The organism is Salinifilum aidingensis (assembly GCF_054782015.1).
The window spans coordinates 99463-116763 of sequence record NZ_BAAGTH010000007.1 but is presented as its reverse complement, the minus strand read 5'-3'; the positions used below and the strand labels follow the sequence as shown (position 1 = coordinate 116763).

13 protein-coding genes are annotated in these 17301 nt (G+C 72.1%); 6 read left to right on the top strand and 7 right to left on the bottom strand.

The window, feature by feature from the left end; all coding sequences use genetic code 11:
* Positions 1-15 precede the first annotated feature (15 nt).
* On the top strand, positions 16-1272 hold the full coding sequence (locus ACYVJE_RS11430) for a YeeE/YedE family protein (protein WP_461144423.1): 1257 nt from the start codon (positions 16-18) through the stop codon (positions 1270-1272).
* Here ACYVJE_RS11430 and ACYVJE_RS11425 read toward each other — a convergent pair.
* From ACYVJE_RS11425 to ACYVJE_RS11410, 4 genes are all read right to left on the bottom strand, one after another.
* Positions 1261-2154: an alpha/beta hydrolase family protein gene (locus tag ACYVJE_RS11425; RefSeq protein WP_461144422.1), complete on the bottom strand. Its 894-nt coding sequence runs from the start codon at positions 2152-2154 to the stop codon at positions 1261-1263. The two genes, ACYVJE_RS11430 and ACYVJE_RS11425, sit on opposite strands and share 12 nt — an antisense overlap.
* A gap of 59 nt (positions 2155-2213) precedes the next feature.
* Complete coding sequence (locus tag ACYVJE_RS11420; RefSeq protein WP_461144421.1) at positions 2214-4913, bottom strand: bifunctional acetate--CoA ligase family protein/GNAT family N-acetyltransferase; 2700 nt, start codon at positions 4911-4913, stop codon at positions 2214-2216.
* A gap of 11 nt (positions 4914-4924) precedes the next feature.
* The gene (locus ACYVJE_RS11415; protein WP_461144420.1) at positions 4925-6100 is read right to left on the bottom strand and encodes an acetoin utilization protein AcuC; all 1176 of its coding nucleotides are present in this window, start codon (positions 6098-6100) and stop codon (positions 4925-4927) included.
* A gap of 267 nt (positions 6101-6367) precedes the next feature.
* Positions 6368-7225 (bottom strand): sulfurtransferase, encoded by an 858-nt coding sequence (locus ACYVJE_RS11410; RefSeq protein ID WP_461144419.1) that lies wholly within the window; start codon positions 7223-7225, stop codon positions 6368-6370.
* Between the two features lie 117 nt (positions 7226-7342).
* Between ACYVJE_RS11410 and ACYVJE_RS11405 the strand changes: the two genes are divergently transcribed.
* The 3 genes from ACYVJE_RS11405 to galE are packed head-to-tail and all read left to right on the top strand — an operon-like array spanning position 7343 to position 10257.
* The gene (locus tag ACYVJE_RS11405; protein WP_461144418.1) at positions 7343-8038 is read left to right on the top strand and encodes a metal-dependent transcriptional regulator; all 696 of its coding nucleotides are present in this window, start codon (positions 7343-7345) and stop codon (positions 8036-8038) included.
* Positions 8035-9237, top strand: coding sequence for a galactokinase (gene galK, locus ACYVJE_RS11400; RefSeq protein WP_459159022.1), 1203 nt, complete (start codon positions 8035-8037; stop codon positions 9235-9237). Before ACYVJE_RS11405 ends, galK begins: the two co-directional genes overlap by 4 nt.
* A gap of 57 nt (positions 9238-9294) precedes the next feature.
* Positions 9295-10257, top strand: a complete 963-nt coding sequence (gene galE, locus ACYVJE_RS11395; protein ID WP_459159021.1) for a UDP-glucose 4-epimerase GalE — start codon at positions 9295-9297, stop codon at positions 10255-10257.
* Between the two features lie 40 nt (positions 10258-10297).
* Here galE and ACYVJE_RS11390 read toward each other — a convergent pair whose 3' ends face one another.
* On the bottom strand, positions 10298-11425 hold the full coding sequence (locus tag ACYVJE_RS11390; RefSeq protein ID WP_461144417.1) for a DUF4192 domain-containing protein: 1128 nt from the start codon (positions 11423-11425) through the stop codon (positions 10298-10300).
* 307 nt (positions 11426-11732) lie between these two features.
* On the opposite strand from ACYVJE_RS11390, the gene ACYVJE_RS11385 reads away from it, so the two are divergent.
* Both ACYVJE_RS11385 and ACYVJE_RS11380 read left to right on the top strand, forming a co-directional pair.
* Positions 11733-12032 (top strand): hypothetical protein, encoded by a 300-nt coding sequence (locus ACYVJE_RS11385; RefSeq protein WP_461144416.1) that lies wholly within the window; start codon positions 11733-11735, stop codon positions 12030-12032.
* A 133-nt stretch (positions 12033-12165) separates the two neighbouring features.
* Entirely contained in the window at positions 12166-13179 is a 1014-nt protein-coding gene (locus ACYVJE_RS11380; protein WP_461144415.1) for an NAD-dependent epimerase/dehydratase family protein, read from the top strand.
* Positions 13180-13685: 506 nt separating this feature from the next.
* Here the strand turns inward: ACYVJE_RS11380 and ACYVJE_RS11375 are convergent.
* Together ACYVJE_RS11375 and nrdR are read right to left on the bottom strand one after the other, a co-directional pair.
* The gene (locus ACYVJE_RS11375; RefSeq protein ID WP_461144414.1) at positions 13686-16547 is read right to left on the bottom strand and encodes a vitamin B12-dependent ribonucleotide reductase; all 2862 of its coding nucleotides are present in this window, start codon (positions 16545-16547) and stop codon (positions 13686-13688) included.
* A gap of 122 nt (positions 16548-16669) precedes the next feature.
* Positions 16670-17161, bottom strand: coding sequence for a transcriptional regulator NrdR (gene nrdR, locus ACYVJE_RS11370; RefSeq protein WP_459159016.1), 492 nt, complete (start codon positions 17159-17161; stop codon positions 16670-16672).
* Positions 17162-17301 lie beyond the last annotated feature (140 nt).

Genomic DNA, 17301 nt, shown 5'->3' with positions numbered 1-17301 from the left:
AAGGAAGGAACGCCCATGTCCACGACCGCCACGCCCGAGCTGCGGTCAGCACCACGGCACGCCCCGGAACCGGAACCGCAGGGCCGCCCCCGGTGGCTCCCCCTCGGCATCGGAGCTCTGGCCGCCGTCGCGCTGATCACCGCCGCAGGCGCGGTGGCCGATGCCGAGTCGGCCGCGCTGGCGGCCCTGGGGCTGGCACTGGGACTGGCGCTGTTCCACTCCCGGTTCGGCTTCACCTCGGCCTGGCGCCGGCTGGTCTCCGTCGGCCAGTCCTCCGGACTGCGGGCGCACCTGCTCATGCTCGGCGCGGCCTCGCTCCTGTTCGCGCCGGTTCTCGCCGGGGGCATCGGTTTCTTCGGCAACACGCCGGAGGCCAGCGTCCAGCCCCTCGGCTGGGGCCTCGTCGTCGGCGCCGTGCTGTTCGGCCTGGGCATGCAGCTCGGCGGCGCGTGCGCCTCCGGCACCCTGTTCACCGTCGGCGGCGGCAACACCCTGATCGTGGTGACCCTGCTGTTCTTCATCTCCGGATCGGTGCTCGGCGCCCTGCACATGCCCTGGTGGAGCGCCGACGCCCGCACGCTCGGCTCGTTCTCCCTGGCCGAGGACACCGGTCTGGGCTACGGCGGGGCGGCGGTGCTGCAGGTGCTCGCGCTCGCCGCGATCGGCTACGCCGCGTGGCGCTGGACCCGGCGCCGCGGCTCGCCCCCGGCCGACCGCCCCGCCAGCGCCCGCGGCTGGTGGCGCGCCGTCCGCGGCTCGTGGCCGATGTGGGTGGGCGCGCTGCTCCTGGCCGCGCTCAACGCGGCGGTCCTGCTCACCCGCGGCAGCGGGTGGGGGATCACCTCGGCGTTCGTCCTCTGGGGGTCCAAAGCCCTGCAGGCGCTCGGCGTGGACGTGTCCAGCTGGGGCTACTGGCAGGGCGAGAAGGCCGCGGCGCTGAGCGAGCCGGTGCTGGCCGACTCCACCTCGGTGCTCAACTTCGGCATCATCATCGGCGCCCTGATCGCCTCGGCCGCCTCCGGTGCGTTCGTCCTCGTCAAACGACTGCCGATGAAGGCGGTCGCCGCCGCCGCGCTGGGCGGGCTGCTCATGGGCTACGGCGCCCGGCTGGCCTACGGCTGCAACATCGGCGCCTACTTCACCGGCATCGCCTCGTTCTCGCTGCACGGCTGGGCCTGGGCCCTGCTGGCGCTGGCGGGCACCTGGGTCGGCCTGAAACTGCGGCCGCTGTTCGGTCTCGGCGTGCCCAAGCCGGGGGACTCAGCCTGCTGACGCGACCCGGGTGCCGGCCCACTCGCCCACCCACCGGGCGAGTTCGGCGCCCCCGCGGCGCGCCCACCTGAAGTGGCCGAGCTCGGAGGCCCCGGCGTCCGCGGTCGAGTAGTGCGCCAGGGTGCGCGGCGCGTCGACGGCCCTGTGCGCCAGCGCGGACACGGACCCGGGCGGAGCGAATCGGTCCCCGTCGATGCTGACGGCCAGGATCGGCTTGGCCAGCGCCCGCATCGCGCTGTCGTCGTCCCCGGCCGCACCGGGGAGCCGGTACCGGCCCGTGCGCGCCTGGCGCGCCCAGTCGCGCATGACCGGCTCGGGTTGCCGGCCGCCGAAGCCGAACCGGTGGCCGGGCCAGTACCCGGCCGCCCGGGAGACGCCGGCCACGAGCTGGCTGCCGAGCAGCAGCGGCAGTTGCTGCCCCCGCGGGAAGCTGCGGAACCACACCGTGCCGGCGGCGATCAGCGCCACGCCCGCCACGTGGTCGGGCCGGCGTCCGGCGTGCAGCATGGCGAGGTGGCCGCCCAGGCTGTGGCCGAGGTTGAACACCGGCCTGCCCGGGAAGTGCTCGGCCACCAGTTCGTGGACCGCTGCCACGTCGTTGACCAGCTCCTCGTAGCCGAACCGGAGACCGCGCCGCGGAGCGGGCGCGGCCTCCCCCTGGCCGCGCAGGTCGAACGTCACCACGGACACGCCGCACGCGCGCAGCTCGGCGAGGAACGGGGCGTAGTAGCCGGCGGGCACGCCCATCGCCGGCAGCAGCACGGCCACCGGCCCCGCGGTCACCGCACCGGGGTCCCCAGCGGGCTCCGCCCGCACGGTCAGGGTGTGCTGACCGGCCTGCAGCGTGCCGAGCACCTGCTGATCGCCGCCGCGTGCGTCCATGCGCACAAGACTAACGAAACCGTTCGGTTCCGCCCCGGTGCGGTGAGCACGCCCACAGCTCAGCGCAGGCGGCGCGGCCCCGAATCCGGTTTCGCCACCGAGGCCCCCAGGCCGACCCGGGCCCCGAGGAGCGCCACCCCCGCCGATGAGGCCAGCACCGGTTGCAGCACGAGTTCGCGCACCTCCGGCAAGTCCTCCGCCAGCGTGGCCACCCGGGTGACCAGGTCCTCCAACGCGTCCGCGTCCGCCGGTGCCTCACCGTGGTAGCCGGTCAGCAGCGGCGCGGCGCGCGGCGCCCGGAGCAGTTCGGAGACGTCCCGGTCGGACAGCGGAACGGCCCGGTAGGCGGTGTCCCCCAGCAGCTCGCTGGCCACACCGGACAGCCCGAACGAGACCAGCGTGCCGAACGAGGGGTCGTCCGAGAGGCCGACCACGCAGGACGTCGCCCGCTCGGCCATCCGCTGGACGTACACCTCCTCCCCCTCGGAAACCCCCTGCACCTCGGCGCAGGCGCGGCGCACCATCTCCGGATCGCTCACGTCGAGCCGCACGCCGACGAGGTCCGAGCGGTGCCGCCCCCCTCCCCGCACCGCTTTGACCGCCACCGGGAACCCCAGCTCCTCCGCGGCCTCCACCGCGGCCGCGGTGGAGGCGACGCGCCGGAACGGCACCATGCGGATGCCGTAGCAGTCCAGCAGCTCCACAGCCCGCTCGTCGGTCAGCTGGTGGGAAGCGCCCCCTGCCGCGCGCACCCACTGCTCGACCAGCTCGCGCGCCCGTTCCCGGTCCGTGCCGGCGGGCCGCACGAAATGCCCCTGCGGTTTCGCCCGCCACTGCGCGTACCGGTTGACACGGGCCAGCGCCGCCACCGCCCGCTCCGGGCTCGGGTACGAGGGGACCGAGCCGCGGCCGAACGTGCCCTCGCTGCCGGGAACCGCCAGCTCGTCCGGCACGCCCTCGCCCGCCAGGAACGTCGTCACCACCGGTTTGGCCCCCAGGGCCCCGGTGTCGTCGAGCACGCGCCGCATCGCGCGGGCGTACTCCGCACCGGGCACCGCCACGGGCGGGGAGAACACGACCACCAGCGCGTCGACGTCCTCGCGCAGCGCGGCGTCGCGCACCGCGGCGGCGAACTCCTCCGGCCCCGCCGAGGCCCCCACGTCCACCGGCTCGCTCGCCAGGTGCAGGTCCTGGGCCCGCACCATGTCCGCCGCCAGCATGCCCAGCGCCGAGGAGTTGCCCACGACCGCCACCCGGTCGGAGCGCGGCAGCGGCTGGTGCTCCAGCAGCAGTGCCACGTCGAACATCTCCGGCAGCGTCTCCACCCGGATCACGCCGGAGTGCTCGAACAACGCCTGCACCCCCGGCTCGTCGATGCGCGCCGAGGTGGCCGCCAGACCGGCGCGCACCGCGTTGCGCCCGGACTTGACCGCCACCACGGGCTTGCTGCGCGCCAGCCTGCGCGCCAGCCGAGCGAACTTGCGCGGATTGCCGAACGACTCCAGGTACAGCAGCACCACGTCGGTGTCCGGGTCGGTCTGCCAGTACTGCAGCAGATCGTTGCCGGACACGTCGGCCCGGTTGCCCGCGGAGACGAACGTCGACACGCCCAGGCCGCGCTCGGTGGCCGCGTCGAGGATCGCCACGCCCAGCGCACCCGACTGGCAGAAGAAACCGGTGCGGCCCCGCCCCGGCAGCCGCGGCGCGAGGCTCGCGTTGAGCCGCTGCGAGGGCTCCGTGTTGACCACGCCGAGCGCGTTCGGCCCCACCACGCGCATGCCGTGCACCCGGGCGGCGCGCACCATCTCGCGCTCCACCTCGCGGCCCTCCGCCCCGCGCTCGCCGAAGCCCGCGCTGAGGATGACCAGCGCTTTCACACCTTTGGCCAGGCAAGCGTCCAACACCTCGGTCACCCCGGCAGCGGGGATGGCGACCACCGCCAGGTCGACGTCGTCGGGAATGTCGAGCACCGAGGCGTAGGCGCGCACGCCGGACACGGCCCGGTGCTCGGGGTGCACCGGGTAGACCGGCCCGGTGAACTCGGCCATGAGCAGGTTCGACAGCACCGCGTGGCCGATCTTGTCCGGTTCGGCGGAGGCACCGATCACCGCCACCGAGCGCGGGTGCAGCATGTTGTGCACGCTGCGGGCCTCCGCCGCCTGCTCGCGCTCGCGGGCAACGGCGACGGACTCCTCGGTCGGGTCGATGTCGAACTCCAGGTGGACGACGCCCTCCTCGATCTCCCGGCTGATCTGGTAGCCGGCGTCGCGGAAGACCCGCACCATCCCGCTGTTCTCGGCGAGCACTTCCGCGACGAACCGGCGCAGGCCGCTCTCGCGCGCGGCGGCCGCGAGGTGCTCCAGCAGGATCGACCCGATCCCCCGCCCCTGGTGGTCGTCGCGGACGACGAACGCGGCCTCGGCCGAGTGCTCCTGCGCCAACTGGTCGTAGCGCCCCACGGCGACGATCTCCTCGCCGAGCACCACGACCAGGGCGACTCGCCGGCTGTAATCCACCCGGGTGAACCGGTCGACGTCTCGCCGCGGCATCCGCGGGTACGGGCCGAAGTAGCGGTAGTAGCGGGTCCGTTCGCTCAGCTTCCCGTGCAGGTCCAGGATCCGGTCGGCGTCAGCGGGAGTGATCGGGCGCAGGTGCACCGTCCCCCCGTCGCTGAGGACGACGTCCGCCTCCCAGCGCCGCGGGTAGTCCTCCGGCAGCTCGTCCTGCTCATCCCCCACTTGCTGCGCGGGTTCTTCCACCTCGAACTCCTTCAGTCACGGCCGTCCGCCGGATCCAGACCGTGCAGCGGGAACACCGCGTGGCGGGTGTCGCGGATCGCCGTGTCCACCGGTCGCTCCGTCACCCCGGACCACCGGTCGAACCGCGGGTCGGCGTGGTCGGTCAGGCTCGTGGGCACGGCGCCGTCGGGCAGGGCCCGCGTGACGTGGGCGATCCAATCCGCCGGGATCGTGGTGTTCGGTGCCAGGTCCCTGTCCAACACTGTGGCCAACAGATGGGTCCAGGCGCGGGGAACGACACGCACCAGTGAGTACCCCCCGCCGCCGAGCACGAGCCATTTGCCGCCCGCGTACCGCTGGGCCCAGTCCCGCAGCGCCTGGTAGCAGGCTCGCTGACCGTCCACCGAGAGCGCCAGGTCGGCGAGCGGATCGTCCTCGTGGGCGTCCGCGCCGCACTGGGTCACCAGCACCTGCGGGCCGAACGAGGCCAGCAGCGAAGGCACCACCGCCGAGCAGGCGCGCAGCCAGTCGGCATCCCGCGTGCCCGGCGGCAGCGGCAGGTTCACCGCCGAACCGTCGGCCGGCGGCTCCCCGATCTCGTGGGAGTAGCCCGTGTGCGGCCACAGCGACGCCGGGTGCTGGTGCAGCGAGATCGTCAGCACGCGCGGGTCGCCGCGGAAGGCTTCCTGCACCCCGTCGCCGTGGTGCACGTCGACATCGAGGTAGGCGATCCGCTCGACCCCTCGCTCGAGCATCCGCGCGATCGCCGCGGCGCAGTCGTTGTACACGCAGAACCCTGCGGCCCGGTCCCGCATCGCGTGGTGCAACCCGCCCGCCAGGTTGACGGCGCGGTCGGCCTGGCCCGACGCGATGAGGTCCGCGGCCAGCGTCGAACCTCCCACCACCCGCGCGGAAGCCTCGTGCATCCGCTCGAAGATCGGGTTGTCCTCCGTGCCGAGACCGTGCCCCACCGCGGAGCCCACCTCCGGGGCCGCACGCACCGCCCGCAGGTACTCGGCGCTGTGCACCCGCAACAGCTCCTCGTCGCCGGCGACGCCGGGACGGTGCGGGTCGACCCCGTCGAGCAGGCCGAGCCCCCGGGCGAGCCGCATCGTCAGGTCGAGCCGCACCGGGTGCAGCGGGTGGTTCCCGCCCAGGTCGTACTCGAGGAGCTCGTCGTCCCACACCACCGCTGATCGGATACCCATGGCGGCACGCTACCGCCCGAGCAGGACGTGCCAAAGGGATGCGCGCCGCGGGGCCGGCTGCTCCTCCCCGCCTCCCGCGCGCAGCCGGGACGGTGCACCCGAGCGCGAGCGGCACGCGCACCCGCACGGCACGGCCCTCGAGGCCCACGGGGGCGGAGACGGGGCACGGCCGCGCCGCCCGCCGGCCGGGCGGCCCCGGCCGCCGACCGCACCACCCACCGGCCGGGCGGCCCCGCCGGATGGCCCCAGCGACACCGGCGACCGTGGTCAGTGCGGTGGCTCGGCGCCCGTGGCCACCGGGCGCTGCGGGTCGGTGACCCATTCCGACCACGAGCCGGGGAACAGCGCCGCCGGCCGGTCCGGGGAGGTCACCCCCGCCTGTTCGAGCGCCAGCACCAGCGAGCACGCGGTCACCCCCGACCCGCAGTAGGCACCGGGCACCTGCCCGCTGCGCACGCCGCGCTCGGCGAACCAGCCGGCCAACGACTCCGCATCGCGCCAGCGTCCGGCCGCATCGGTGAGCTCGCCGAACGGCGCGTTGACCGCACCCGGGACGTGCCCCGCCCGCTGCTCCACCGGGTCGGTCTCACCCCGGTAGCGCTCCGGGGCGCGCGCGTCGAGCAACGTGCCCTCCCGGGCGAGGCGCGCTGCCTCGTCGGCGTCGAGCACCGGCATGCCACCGGGGCGAACGGTGACATCCCCGGGCTCGGGCTCCGGGACCGCCGTGGTGGTCGGCATCCCCGCGGCCCGCCAGGCAGCGCAACCGCCGTCGAGGACCCGCACCGCGGGGTGCCCCGCCCACCGCAGCAGCCACCACGCGCGGGCGGCGGCCGAGCCGTTGTCGGCGTCGTAAACGACCACCGGCCGGGAGGCGCGCACACCGGCCCGCCGCAACGCGGCTTGCAGGTCCTCCGGGTCGGGAAGCGGGTGCCGACCGGTCCCCGGCCCGGGAGTTCCGGACAGCTCCGTGTCCAGATCCACGAACACCGCGCCCGGCAGGTGCCCCGCCGCGTAGACTTCCCTGCCGGGCGGCCCGAACAGCGACCAGCTCACGTCGAGCAGAGCCGGGCGCGGCTCGTGGTCGAGCTCGGACATGAGATCATCGGGACTGATGAGCGGATGCATGACGGCCTTTCGTGACTGACGAGGTCTGTCGGAATCCTGTAAGTCCACTGCCCAGCCACTGACGGCTTGTCGCGGAACCGGGCTAGCATCGGGGTTGGGACTGAATGGGGAGCCGACGTGAACGATCTCATCGATACCACTGAGATGTACCTGCGCACCATCTACGACCTCGAGGAGGAAGGGGTCGTCCCGCTGCGGGCGCGCATCGCCGAGCGCCTCGAGCAGAGCGGCCCGACGGTGAGCCAGACGGTGGCCAGGATGGAGCGGGACGGCCTGCTCGCCGTGGCCGAGGACCGCCATCTCGAGCTCACCGAGGAGGGACGGGCGCGCGCGGTCAGCGTGATGCGCAAGCACCGTCTCGCCGAACGCCTCCTCATCGACGTCATCGGCCTCGAGTGGGAGGAGGTCCACAACGAGGCCTGCCGGTGGGAACACGTGATGAGCGAGGCGGTGGAGCGCAAGCTCGTGAAGCTCCTCGGGCATCCGGACACCTCGCCGTACGGGAACCCGATCCCGGGACTGCAGGACCTCGGCATCGAACACGTGGCCAACGCCGCCGAGCGCGAACTGCAGCGCGTCGACGAATTCGCCCGCGCCGGTGGCGGCAAGGCAACGGTCCGCCGCATCGCCGAGCACGTCCAGCTCGAGCCGGAGATCATGAGCCAGATCAAGCGGATCGGCGTCGTCCCCGGCAACGAGGTGGAGGTCATGCCGACCGTCGGTGCGACGAAACCGATCGAGGTGCACGGCAACAACGGCTCCACCCAACTGCCCGCCGGGATCGCGCACGCGGTGATGGTGCTGCCGAAGTGAGCGCGCTCGACTCCACCGCACCCGCGGGCACGACCCCTGCTGCACGCGCGTCCCGCGTCTTCACCGAACACCACGGCGGCTCGCCGGAGACGGTCTGGTCCGCGCCGGGCCGCGTGAACCTCATCGGGGAGCACACCGACTACAACGACGGGTTCGTCCTCCCCTGCGCGCTGCCCCACCGCACCGCGGTCGCCGCACGCGGACGCACCGACGGCGGCTTCAGCCTGGGCACGCTCGACACCGATGGGCGCCTGCACACCGCCTCCACATTGTCGCTCGACACCGCTCCGCCCGGGGACTGGACGGCCTACCCGCTCGGTGTCGCCTGGGCGCTGCGCGCCGCGGGCTACCCGAGCACGGGTGCCGACCTGATCATCGCCGGTGACGTGCCCCACGGGGCCGGCCTGTCCTCCTCGCACGCGCTGGAGTGCGCGACCGCGCTGGCGCTGCTGGACCTGCTCGAGCTCGCCCCTGGAGAACCGGGCGCCCCGGGGCTGGGCGAGGTCGCCGTCCTCGTCCAGCGCGCCGAGAACGACTACGCGGGTGCACCCACCGGGCTGCTCGACCAGACGGCGTCCCTGCGCTGCACCGCGGACAACGCCCTGTTCTACGACGTGCGCACCGGCACGCGGGAGCACGTCCCGTTCGCCCCGCACGCGGCCGAGCTGGAGCTGCTCATCATCGACACCCGGGTGAGCCACTCGCACAGCGGATCCGCCTACGGGCAGCGCCGCGCGGGGTGCGAGCGGGCGGCGGAGCTGCTGGGCGTGCCCGCACTGCGCGATGTCGCGCCCGCCTCGCTGGAGGACGCGCTCGCGGATCTGCCCGACGAGCTGCGGCCGCTGGTGCGCCACGTGGTCACCGAGAACGAACGCGTCCGCCGGGCGGCCGAGCACCTGCGCGCCGGCGAGTACGCCGCCCTCGGCCCCCTGCTCAACGCTTCGCACGAGAGCCTGCGCGTGGACTACCGGGTGTCGTGCCCGGAGCTCGACCAGGCCGTGGCCGCCGCCCTCGAGGCCGGCGCGATCGGCGCCAGGATGACCGGCGGCGGATTCGGCGGCTCCGCGCTCGCGCTCGTGCCCGCGGGCGCGCGCACCGACATCGCACGAGCGGTGACGGACCGTTTCGACCAGCACGAATGGCGTCGGCCCCGGTTGTTCACCGCCGTGCCCGCCGCCGGGGCGGGCAAGGACGGCTGACCGCGCGGGCGGCGTGCCGGTTGCCGACAACGTCCACCCAGGAAAGGGAGAACACAGGTGAAGCTGCTCGTCACCGGCGGTGCCGGCTACATCGGGAGCGTGTGCGCCGCTCGCCTGCTCGAAGCGGGGCACGAGGTCGTCGTCGTCGACGACCTCTCCACCGGGCACGCCGACGCCGTCCCGGCCGGCTGCCGGTTCGTGCGCGGCGACATCGCCGAGTGCGCCGACGAGGTCCTCGCCGAGGGCTTCGACGGGGTGCTGCACTTCGCCGCCAAGTCGCTCGTCGGCGAGTCCATGCAGGAACCGCACAAGTACTGGCAGGGCAACGTGGTGACCTCGCTGCGCCTGCTGGAAGCGATCCGCGCGCGCGGTGTGCCGCGTCTGGTGTTCTCCTCCACGGCGGCGACCTACGGCGAGCCCACCGAGGTGCCCATCACCGAGGGCGCGGCGACGCGGCCCACCAACACCTACGGGGCGACGAAGCTCGCGATCGACCACGCGATCACCTCCTACGCCACCGCGCACGAACTCGGCGCGGTGAGCCTGCGCTACTTCAACGTGGCCGGCGCCCACGGCGGGTTCGGGGAGCGGCACACGGTCGAGACGCACCTGATCCCGCTGGTCCTGCAGGTCCCGCTGGGGCAGCGCGAACACGTGCAGATCTTCGGCGAGGACTGGCCGACCGCCGACGGCACGTGCGTGCGCGACTACATCCACGTCGTGGACCTCGCGGACGCGCACCTGCTGGCGCTGCAACAGGCGGCTCCGGGTACCCACCGCATCTACAACCTGGGCAACGGGACAGGGTTCTCGGTGCGTCAAGTCCTCGACACGTGCCGGGCGGTCACCGGACACGACATCCCCGCGCACGTGGCCCCGCGTCGCGCCGGCGACCCGGCGACCCTCGTGGCCGCCAGCGACGCCGCACGGAACGAGCTCGGCTGGCGCCCCCGACGGGCCGATCTGGACGTGATCGTTCGGGACGCCTGGCAGTTCGCCCAGCGAGGCCTGCCGACCTGAGGGCCCACCCGGTGCACTGCGCGGCGCTCGCCGGTGGGGCTCATTCGGCGCCGTCCTCGTCGAGGCCGATCTGCGCATCGGTCGCGGCGTCCTCGGCGATGCGGCGCAGCTTGTCCGGCGGCAGACCCGCGTTGATCGCTCTCCGCAGCAGCAGTCCCAGCGTGTGCTCCGGTCGGCAGTGCTCGATGCGCTCGAGGGCCACGCTCGCCAACGCGCCGTCGCCGCGCAAGTAGGCCGAGAAGGCCAGCAGCGCGGCCACGTCGGCCACTTCCGGGTCAGGAGCCTTGCGCACGAGCGTGAGCCACAGCTGCTCGGCCGCCGCGGCCTTCGGGCCGAGCGCTGTTCCCAGCACGAGGTCCCGGACCTGCGTCTGCGACACGGCCAGGAGCACCCGCAACAGGTCGTCTTCGGTGAGCGCGCCGCCTTGGCCGGTGCGTTCGATGGCCCCGAAGACCGTGCGGATCTCGTCGCGCACCGGGCGCTCCCCCGCGCCTTCGCGTTCGCTCAACATCGTGTCCAGGCGGTCCGAACGCCACTGCCGGGTCGCCGTGGACTCGGGAGCGACCAACTCGGTCAGCTCGTCGCGGTCCCGGAAGGCCACGACGCCGGCGGCGGTCATGGCGGCCGCGACAGAGGAGCTGCGCACGTCCGGCAGCTGACCGTGGCAGTCGTTCTCCCGGAAACAACGCCACGGGGCGCCCGTGCTGATCTCCGGGGCCCACAGGGCGTGCACGAACCCCATCCCGGCCCGGCGCGCGGCCTGCTCGAGGTGGTCGACGAGTTCCGCGTGCGGCAGCTCCGCGTGCTCGTCCCGCACCGCCTCCGCGGAGCGGTGCTCGTTCACCTCCGCGGCGGCAGCGCACCCGGGCGGGCAGTGCGCACGGCAGCGGTGGGGCCGGCGCGCTCCGATGACGATCGCGAACAGCGCGTCCACGCGCTGCGCGGCCAGCGGCCCGTCGAGCAGGTACCGCACCGCCTCGGCGTGGCGAGTCGCGCACGGCAGGTCCATGCGCAGAGCCGAACCGAGCGAGCTGTCCCCTTCCTCCCCGCGGAGGGTGAGCACGACCAGCGAGTCCGCGGGCGTGAACCCGACCAGGTGCGGTAGCGCGGCGAGCAGCTCTTCCGGGCGGGATACGGATACCGAAATGTTCAGCGGTGTCGTCGTCATGCCTCCACGATGGAAACCCCTGCGACTGGGCGAAAGAACGAAACGAAAAACTGTGGACAGATCAAGCCCTTGTGGACAGATCTGCCGGAATGGAAAGCATCTTCGCCCGATGGTGCGTCACCCGATCAAGAGTCCGCACTGCCTTCCCCGAGATCTGCGCTGATCAGCAGCGTGCACGGAGACCCGCCGCGCGCCGTTTGGGGCAAGACCCGTTCCGCTGCGAAGGCGGCGATGGCCGACACGCCGAGGTACCGGCTGCGGCCCCCGCGGGATAAAGTCGCCGCAGAACCCGAGCAAGGAGCGAACGATGCCCCACCCCGCCGCACTGACATCGACCGGCCTCGTCGGCGGTTTCCTCGTGGCGCGGAACACCGGCCACCGCTACGCGGCCGGAGCCGTCGCTGGCGCCGCCGGACTGGGCGCGATGGAACTGTGCCGCCGCCGGCGCGGAATCGCCCCCGCCCTGGCGCTCGGCGCGATCTACGCCGCCGCCCTCGCCGGTTCGCACCCGCTGGCGAAGAAGCTCGGCGCGTGGCCCTCGGTGGGCACCGCCACCGCGGCGACCGCGGTGGCGGGCCACGTCCTGTCCCGGCCACACCGCGCGTGACGGCTCACCGCGCGGGACGAGCACGCTCTGCCGGCGGTCCCGCCACCGGTGGCGACGCGACCACCGGCGAGGGCCTGTTCACCGTGGGCGATTCCCCTCGCCCGCACATCGCCGACCGGGCACGATGGCGGACATGCGACTTCTCGTCCTCGGTGGAACGTCCTTCCTCTCCCAGCAGATCGCCCGCGATGCGGTCGCACGCGGCCACGAGGTGGTGTGCGCAGCGCGGGGCCGGTCCGGCTCGGTTCCCGCCGGTGCCGAGCTCGTCGCTGTCGACCGCGACCGGCCCGATGCGATCCGCTCGCTGACGGGCGAGCGGTTCGACGCCGTGGTGGACGTGGCGACCGGCTCGCTGGGATGGGTGCACGATGCGCTCGAGGTGCTGGCCGCGCACGTGGCGCACTGGACCTTCGTCTCCAGCATCAACGCCTACGCCGACACGAGCACCCTGGGGCAGACCACCGACGCACCGCTGTGCGAGCCGGTCGCGGATACCCGGCACCACGCGTTCACCGAGCTGACCGTCGAGTTGTACGGCGGGATCAAGGTCGCCAGCGAGAACGCCGTGCGGGAGCGGATGGGCAGCGACCGCAGCTTCATCGTGCGGCCGGGAATCATCAGCGGTCCCGGAGATCAGATGGACCGCTTCGGATACTGGACCGCACGATTCGCCCGGGGCGGTCGGGCCGTCATCCCCGATGCTCCCGAGCAACCCATCCAGCACATCGATGTCCGGGACCTCGCGGCGTGGATCGTCATCGCGGGGGAGCAGCGCCTCGCCGGCACCTTCGACGCGGTCGGTCCGGTCACCGAACTCGGAACGGTGTTCCGGGCGACGGCAGAGCTCGTCGGATCCGCCGATCTCGAACTCGTGCCCGTGGCAGCGAGCACGCTGACCGAAGCCGGGGTCAACCCGTGGGGCGGTCCGAGGTCGCTGCCGCTGTGGTTGCCGGAAGACTGGCGCGGGCTCGTCGCACACGACGCCGCCCCGGCACTCGCGGCCGGATTGCAGTCGCGAAGTCTCGCCGAAACCGTGCGCACGGCGCTCGCCGACGAGCGGGCGCGCGGTCTCGACCGCACCCGTGCGGCCGGGCTGTCCCGCGACGAGGAGCAGAACCTCCTCGACCACCTCGGCACATCACCGTGATACCGGCACCACGGGTGTGCGACATGGACGAAACCCCAACATCCGCGCCGTGCGGTGCTCTTCCGCCGACCGCCCTCGCGAACGCACGCGCCACCGATTCCCCGGTACCTGTTCGACGGTGTTGCAAACCGCTGATCGCGAGCGGCCGTGGGGACCACTTGTCCAACCACGCCACGCAGTCCTTGCTGCTTTCAGCGAACTGGCGGCCCGCGGGGTTCGTCTACGGTCTGGACGAAGACGATCCGGAGCTGTTTTTCACGGCACCGTGCTCTGACTGAACTAGCACTCGCCGACGTTTGGTCGCCTCCGGCTTGAGAAACCGGACCGCCGCTTCCACGCCCGGCCCTCCAGGCATCGAATGCAACATCGTTGACCCCGGTCCAGTCCGCGCAGGCCGAGTCACCTGGAAGGGGAGCCGACCAGTGCGGTCGACTCCCCTTCCACCAGCACCTGCACGGCTCCGCGTCAGGTGCTCAATGCTGCACGAGAGGCAACGAATCCCGGTTTCAGCTGCAGCCGGAGGTCGAACCGCAGCCCTCGCAGACGTAGCAGGAGCCGGACGGACGCATCTTCGTACCGCACGTCATGCACAGCGGGGCGTCCGCGGCCTTGCCGAGCTGCAACTCCAGCAGGTCCGTGGAACTGCCGACCGCGCGGTCATCAGAATCCTGCGAGTCCCGCTCCGCGGACTCCCGGGAACTCCGGTCGGAGCCCTGCTTGTCGTAGTCGACGGTGGAGCGCAGGGTGTCCAGGTCGACCTCCCCCTGCGGGGACTCCGCCGAGTCCTCGCCGTTCACCTGCGCTTCGCGCTCGGCGATCGTGAAAATCCCGAGCTGCGCCCGCTTCTCGTACGACAGGTAGTCCAGCGCCAGCCGCCGGAACAGGTAGTCGAGCACGCTGCTGGCCATGCGCACGTCGGGATCGTCGGTCATCCCCGCTGGCTCGAAGCGCAGGTTCTGGAACTTCGAAATGTAGAACTCCAGCGGAATGCCGTACTGCAACCCGACGGAGATGGACATCGAGAAGGCGTCCATGACACCGGCCAGCGTGGAGCCCTGCTTGCCGAGCTTGACGAAGATCTCCCCGAGCCCGTCGTCCGGGTACTCACCGGCGTGCAGGTACCCCTCGGCGCCGCCGACGGTGAACGACACCGTCTGGCTCGGCCGCTTCTTCGGCAGCCGCTTGCGGACCGGGCGGTACTCGATCTGCTTCTCGACGGTCTTCTCCTCGGAGCCCTTCTCGCTCTTGCCGGCCGAGAGGGGCTGGCCCACCTTGCAGTTGTCCCGGTAGATCGCGAGCGCCTTGAGGCCGAGCTTCCAACCCTCGAAGTACAACTGCTCCACGTCCTCGACGGTGGCCTCCTCGGGCATGTTCACCGTCTTGGAGATGGCTCCGGACAGGAACGGCTGCACCGCGGCCATCATGCGCACGTGTCCCATCGGGGCGATCGAGCGCTTGCCCATGGCGCAGTCGAACACCTCGTAGTGCTCCGGCTTCAGCCCGGGGGCGTCCACGACGTGACCGTGCTCGGCGATGTACTCGACGATCGCTTCGGTCTGCTCCTCCTGGTAGCCGAGCGCGCGCAGCGCCCGCGGAACAGTCTGGTTGACGATCTGCATCGAGCCGCCACCGACGAGCTTCTTGAACTTCACCAGCGCGAGGTCCGGCTCCACCCCGGTGGTGTCGCAGTCCATCATCAGCCCGATCGTCCCGGTGGGTGCGAGCACGGAGGCCTGGGCGTTGCGCCACCCGTTGCGGGCGCCGATCTCGAGCCCGTCCTGCCACACCCTCGTCGCGAGCTTGTGCACCGAGGCGTCGTTGTGGTGGTAGGTGCGCACCAGGTCGTTGGCGGCGGCGTGCTTGCGCATCACCCGCTGGTGCGCCTCGGCGTTGCGGTTGTAGCCCTCGAACGGGCCCACCGCGCCCGCCAGCTCCGCGGAGCGCTTGTAGGCCGTACCCGTCATCAGCGAGGTGACGGACGCCGCGAGCGCCCGGCCGCCGTCGGAGTCGTAGGCGTGGCCGGTGGCCATCAGCAGGGCGCCGAGGTTGGCGTAGCCGATGCCCAGCTGCCGGAACTTCCGCGTGGTATCGCCGATGGCCTCGGTCGGGAAGTCAGCGAAGCAGATCGAGATGTCCATCGCGGTGACGACGAGCTCGACGGTCTTCTGGAACAGCTCCGCGTCGAACGTCAGGTCCTCGCGCAGGAACTTCATCAGGTTCAGCGACGCGAGGTTGCAGCTGGAGTTGTCCAGGTGCATGTACTCCGAGCACGGGTTGGACGCGGTGATCCGCCCCGTCTCGGGAGCCGTGTGCCAGTCGTTGATCGTGTCGTCGTACTGCAGGCCGGGATCGGCGCACTCCCAGGCGGAGTTCGCCATCGTGCGGAACAGGTCCCGCGCCCGGACCGACTCGACGACCTCACCGGTGGTGCGGGCGCGCAGCCCGAACTGGCCGTCGCTCTCCACCGCGCGCATGAACTCGTCGGACACGCGGACGGAGTTGTTGGCGTTCTGGTACTGCACCGACCACGAGTCGTCCCCGCCGAGGTCCATGTCGAACCCGGAGTCGCGCAGGGCCCGGATCTTGTGCTCCTCGCGGGACTTCGTCTCGACGAACTCGGCGACGTCGGGGTGGTCGACGTCCAGCACGACCATCTTGGCCGCACGGCGGGTGGCCCCGCCGGACTTGATGGTGCCCGCCGAGGCGTCCGCGCCGCGCATGAACGACACCGGGCCGGAGGCCGTGCCGCCGGAGGAGAGCAGTTCCCGCGACGAGCGGATGCGGGACAGGTTCAGGCCGGCGCCGGAACCGCCCTTGAAGATCAGGCCCTCTTCCTTGTACCAGTCGAGGATCGACTCCATCGTGTCGTCGACCGACAGGATGAAGCACGCCGAGACCTGCTGCTTCGACGAGGTTCCGACGTTGAACCACACCGGGGAGTTGAAGCTGAACACCTGGTTCAGCAGCATCCAGGTCAGTTCGTGCTCGAAGACCTCGGCGTCCTCGTCGGTGGCGAAGTACCCGTGCTCCATGCCGGAGGCCACGTAGGTCTTGACCACCCGGTCGATGAGCTGCTTGAGGCTGTTCTCCCGCTCGTCCGAACCGGCGGCCCCGCGGAAGTACTTGCTGGTGACGATGTTGACCGCGTTCACCGACCAGAAGTCGGGGAACTCCACACCCCGTTGCTCGAAGTTGACCGAACCGTCCCGCCAGTTGGTCATCACCACGTCACGGCGCTCCCAGGTCACCTCGTCGTAGGGATGCACCCCCTCCGTGGTGTAGACGCGCTGCACCCGGATGCCCCTGTCCCGGGCATCTGCGTCCGGTTCCCCCGTTGCACCGGCCGGGCTACCAACGGTCTCCGTCATGACCTGACCCTCTTCCTTGTCGCTCGCTCGTCGTGCATTTCCCCGTCCGGTCGCGCCGTCCGGTTCGGTCGTGTCGCGCGCGGCGCCGCCGCGCACCGCCCGCTCGGCAGTCCGCTGCCGGGCTACCCGTCGCCGCGCTGCGCCCCACCAGCTTCGGCGGGCGCATCGCTGCGCACGGCCCGCAGGTCCGCGATCTCCTCGTCGAAGTCCTCGACGGAGGAGAAGTTGCGGTAGACGCTGGCGAACCGGAGGTAGGCGACCTCGTCGAGATCGCGCAGCGGCCCCAGGATCGCCAAACCGATCTCGTGGCTGGGCAGCTCGGCCACGCCCAGCGACCGCACCTGCTCCTCCACCTGGTGGGCCAACTGCTGCAGGGCGTCCTCGGCGACCGGACGTCCCTGGCAGGCGCGGCGCACGCCGCGGACCACCTTCTCCCGGCTGAAGGGCTCGGTGACACCGGAACGCTTCACCACCGAGAGGACGGGTTCCTCGATGGTGGTGAAGCGGCGACCGCACGTCGAGCACGAACGCCGACGGCGGGTCGCCTGCCCTTCGTCGACCTCGCGCGAGTCGACCACTCGCGAGTCCTCGCAACGACAGAACGGACACCGCACCGGTATGCACCCCCTGCCCAGCACCAACCGCGCGGACCGCGTGGGACGCGCTCCGCACCGCTGGACCGGGAAAACGTAAAGAGCCCAAGCTGTGGAGTAACTACAAGGGCGTAACTACTAGATGTTGTGGTCGACTCTAG

Excerpts from the sequence above, each read along its gene's own strand:
- ACYVJE_RS11415 (WP_461144420.1), bottom strand. The coding sequence starts at position 6,100 with ATGGGTATCCGATCAGCGGTGGTGTGGGACGACGAGCTCCTCGAGTAC.
- ACYVJE_RS11385 (WP_461144416.1), top strand. The coding sequence starts at position 11,733 with ATGCCCCACCCCGCCGCACTGACATCGACCGGCCTCGTCGGCGGTTTC.
- ACYVJE_RS11380 (WP_461144415.1), top strand. The coding sequence starts at position 12,166 with ATGCGACTTCTCGTCCTCGGTGGAACGTCCTTCCTCTCCCAGCAGATC.
- ACYVJE_RS11410 (WP_461144419.1), bottom strand. The coding sequence starts at position 7,225 with ATGCATCCGCTCATCAGTCCCGATGATCTCATGTCCGAGCTCGACCAC.
- ACYVJE_RS11375 (WP_461144414.1), bottom strand. The coding sequence starts at position 16,547 with ATGACGGAGACCGTTGGTAGCCCGGCCGGTGCAACGGGGGAACCGGAC.
- ACYVJE_RS11430 (WP_461144423.1), top strand. The coding sequence starts at position 16 with ATGTCCACGACCGCCACGCCCGAGCTGCGGTCAGCACCACGGCACGCC.
- ACYVJE_RS11425 (WP_461144422.1), bottom strand. The coding sequence starts at position 2,154 with ATGGACGCACGCGGCGGCGATCAGCAGGTGCTCGGCACGCTGCAGGCC.
- ACYVJE_RS11390 (WP_461144417.1), bottom strand. The coding sequence starts at position 11,425 with ATGACGACGACACCGCTGAACATTTCGGTATCCGTATCCCGCCCGGAA.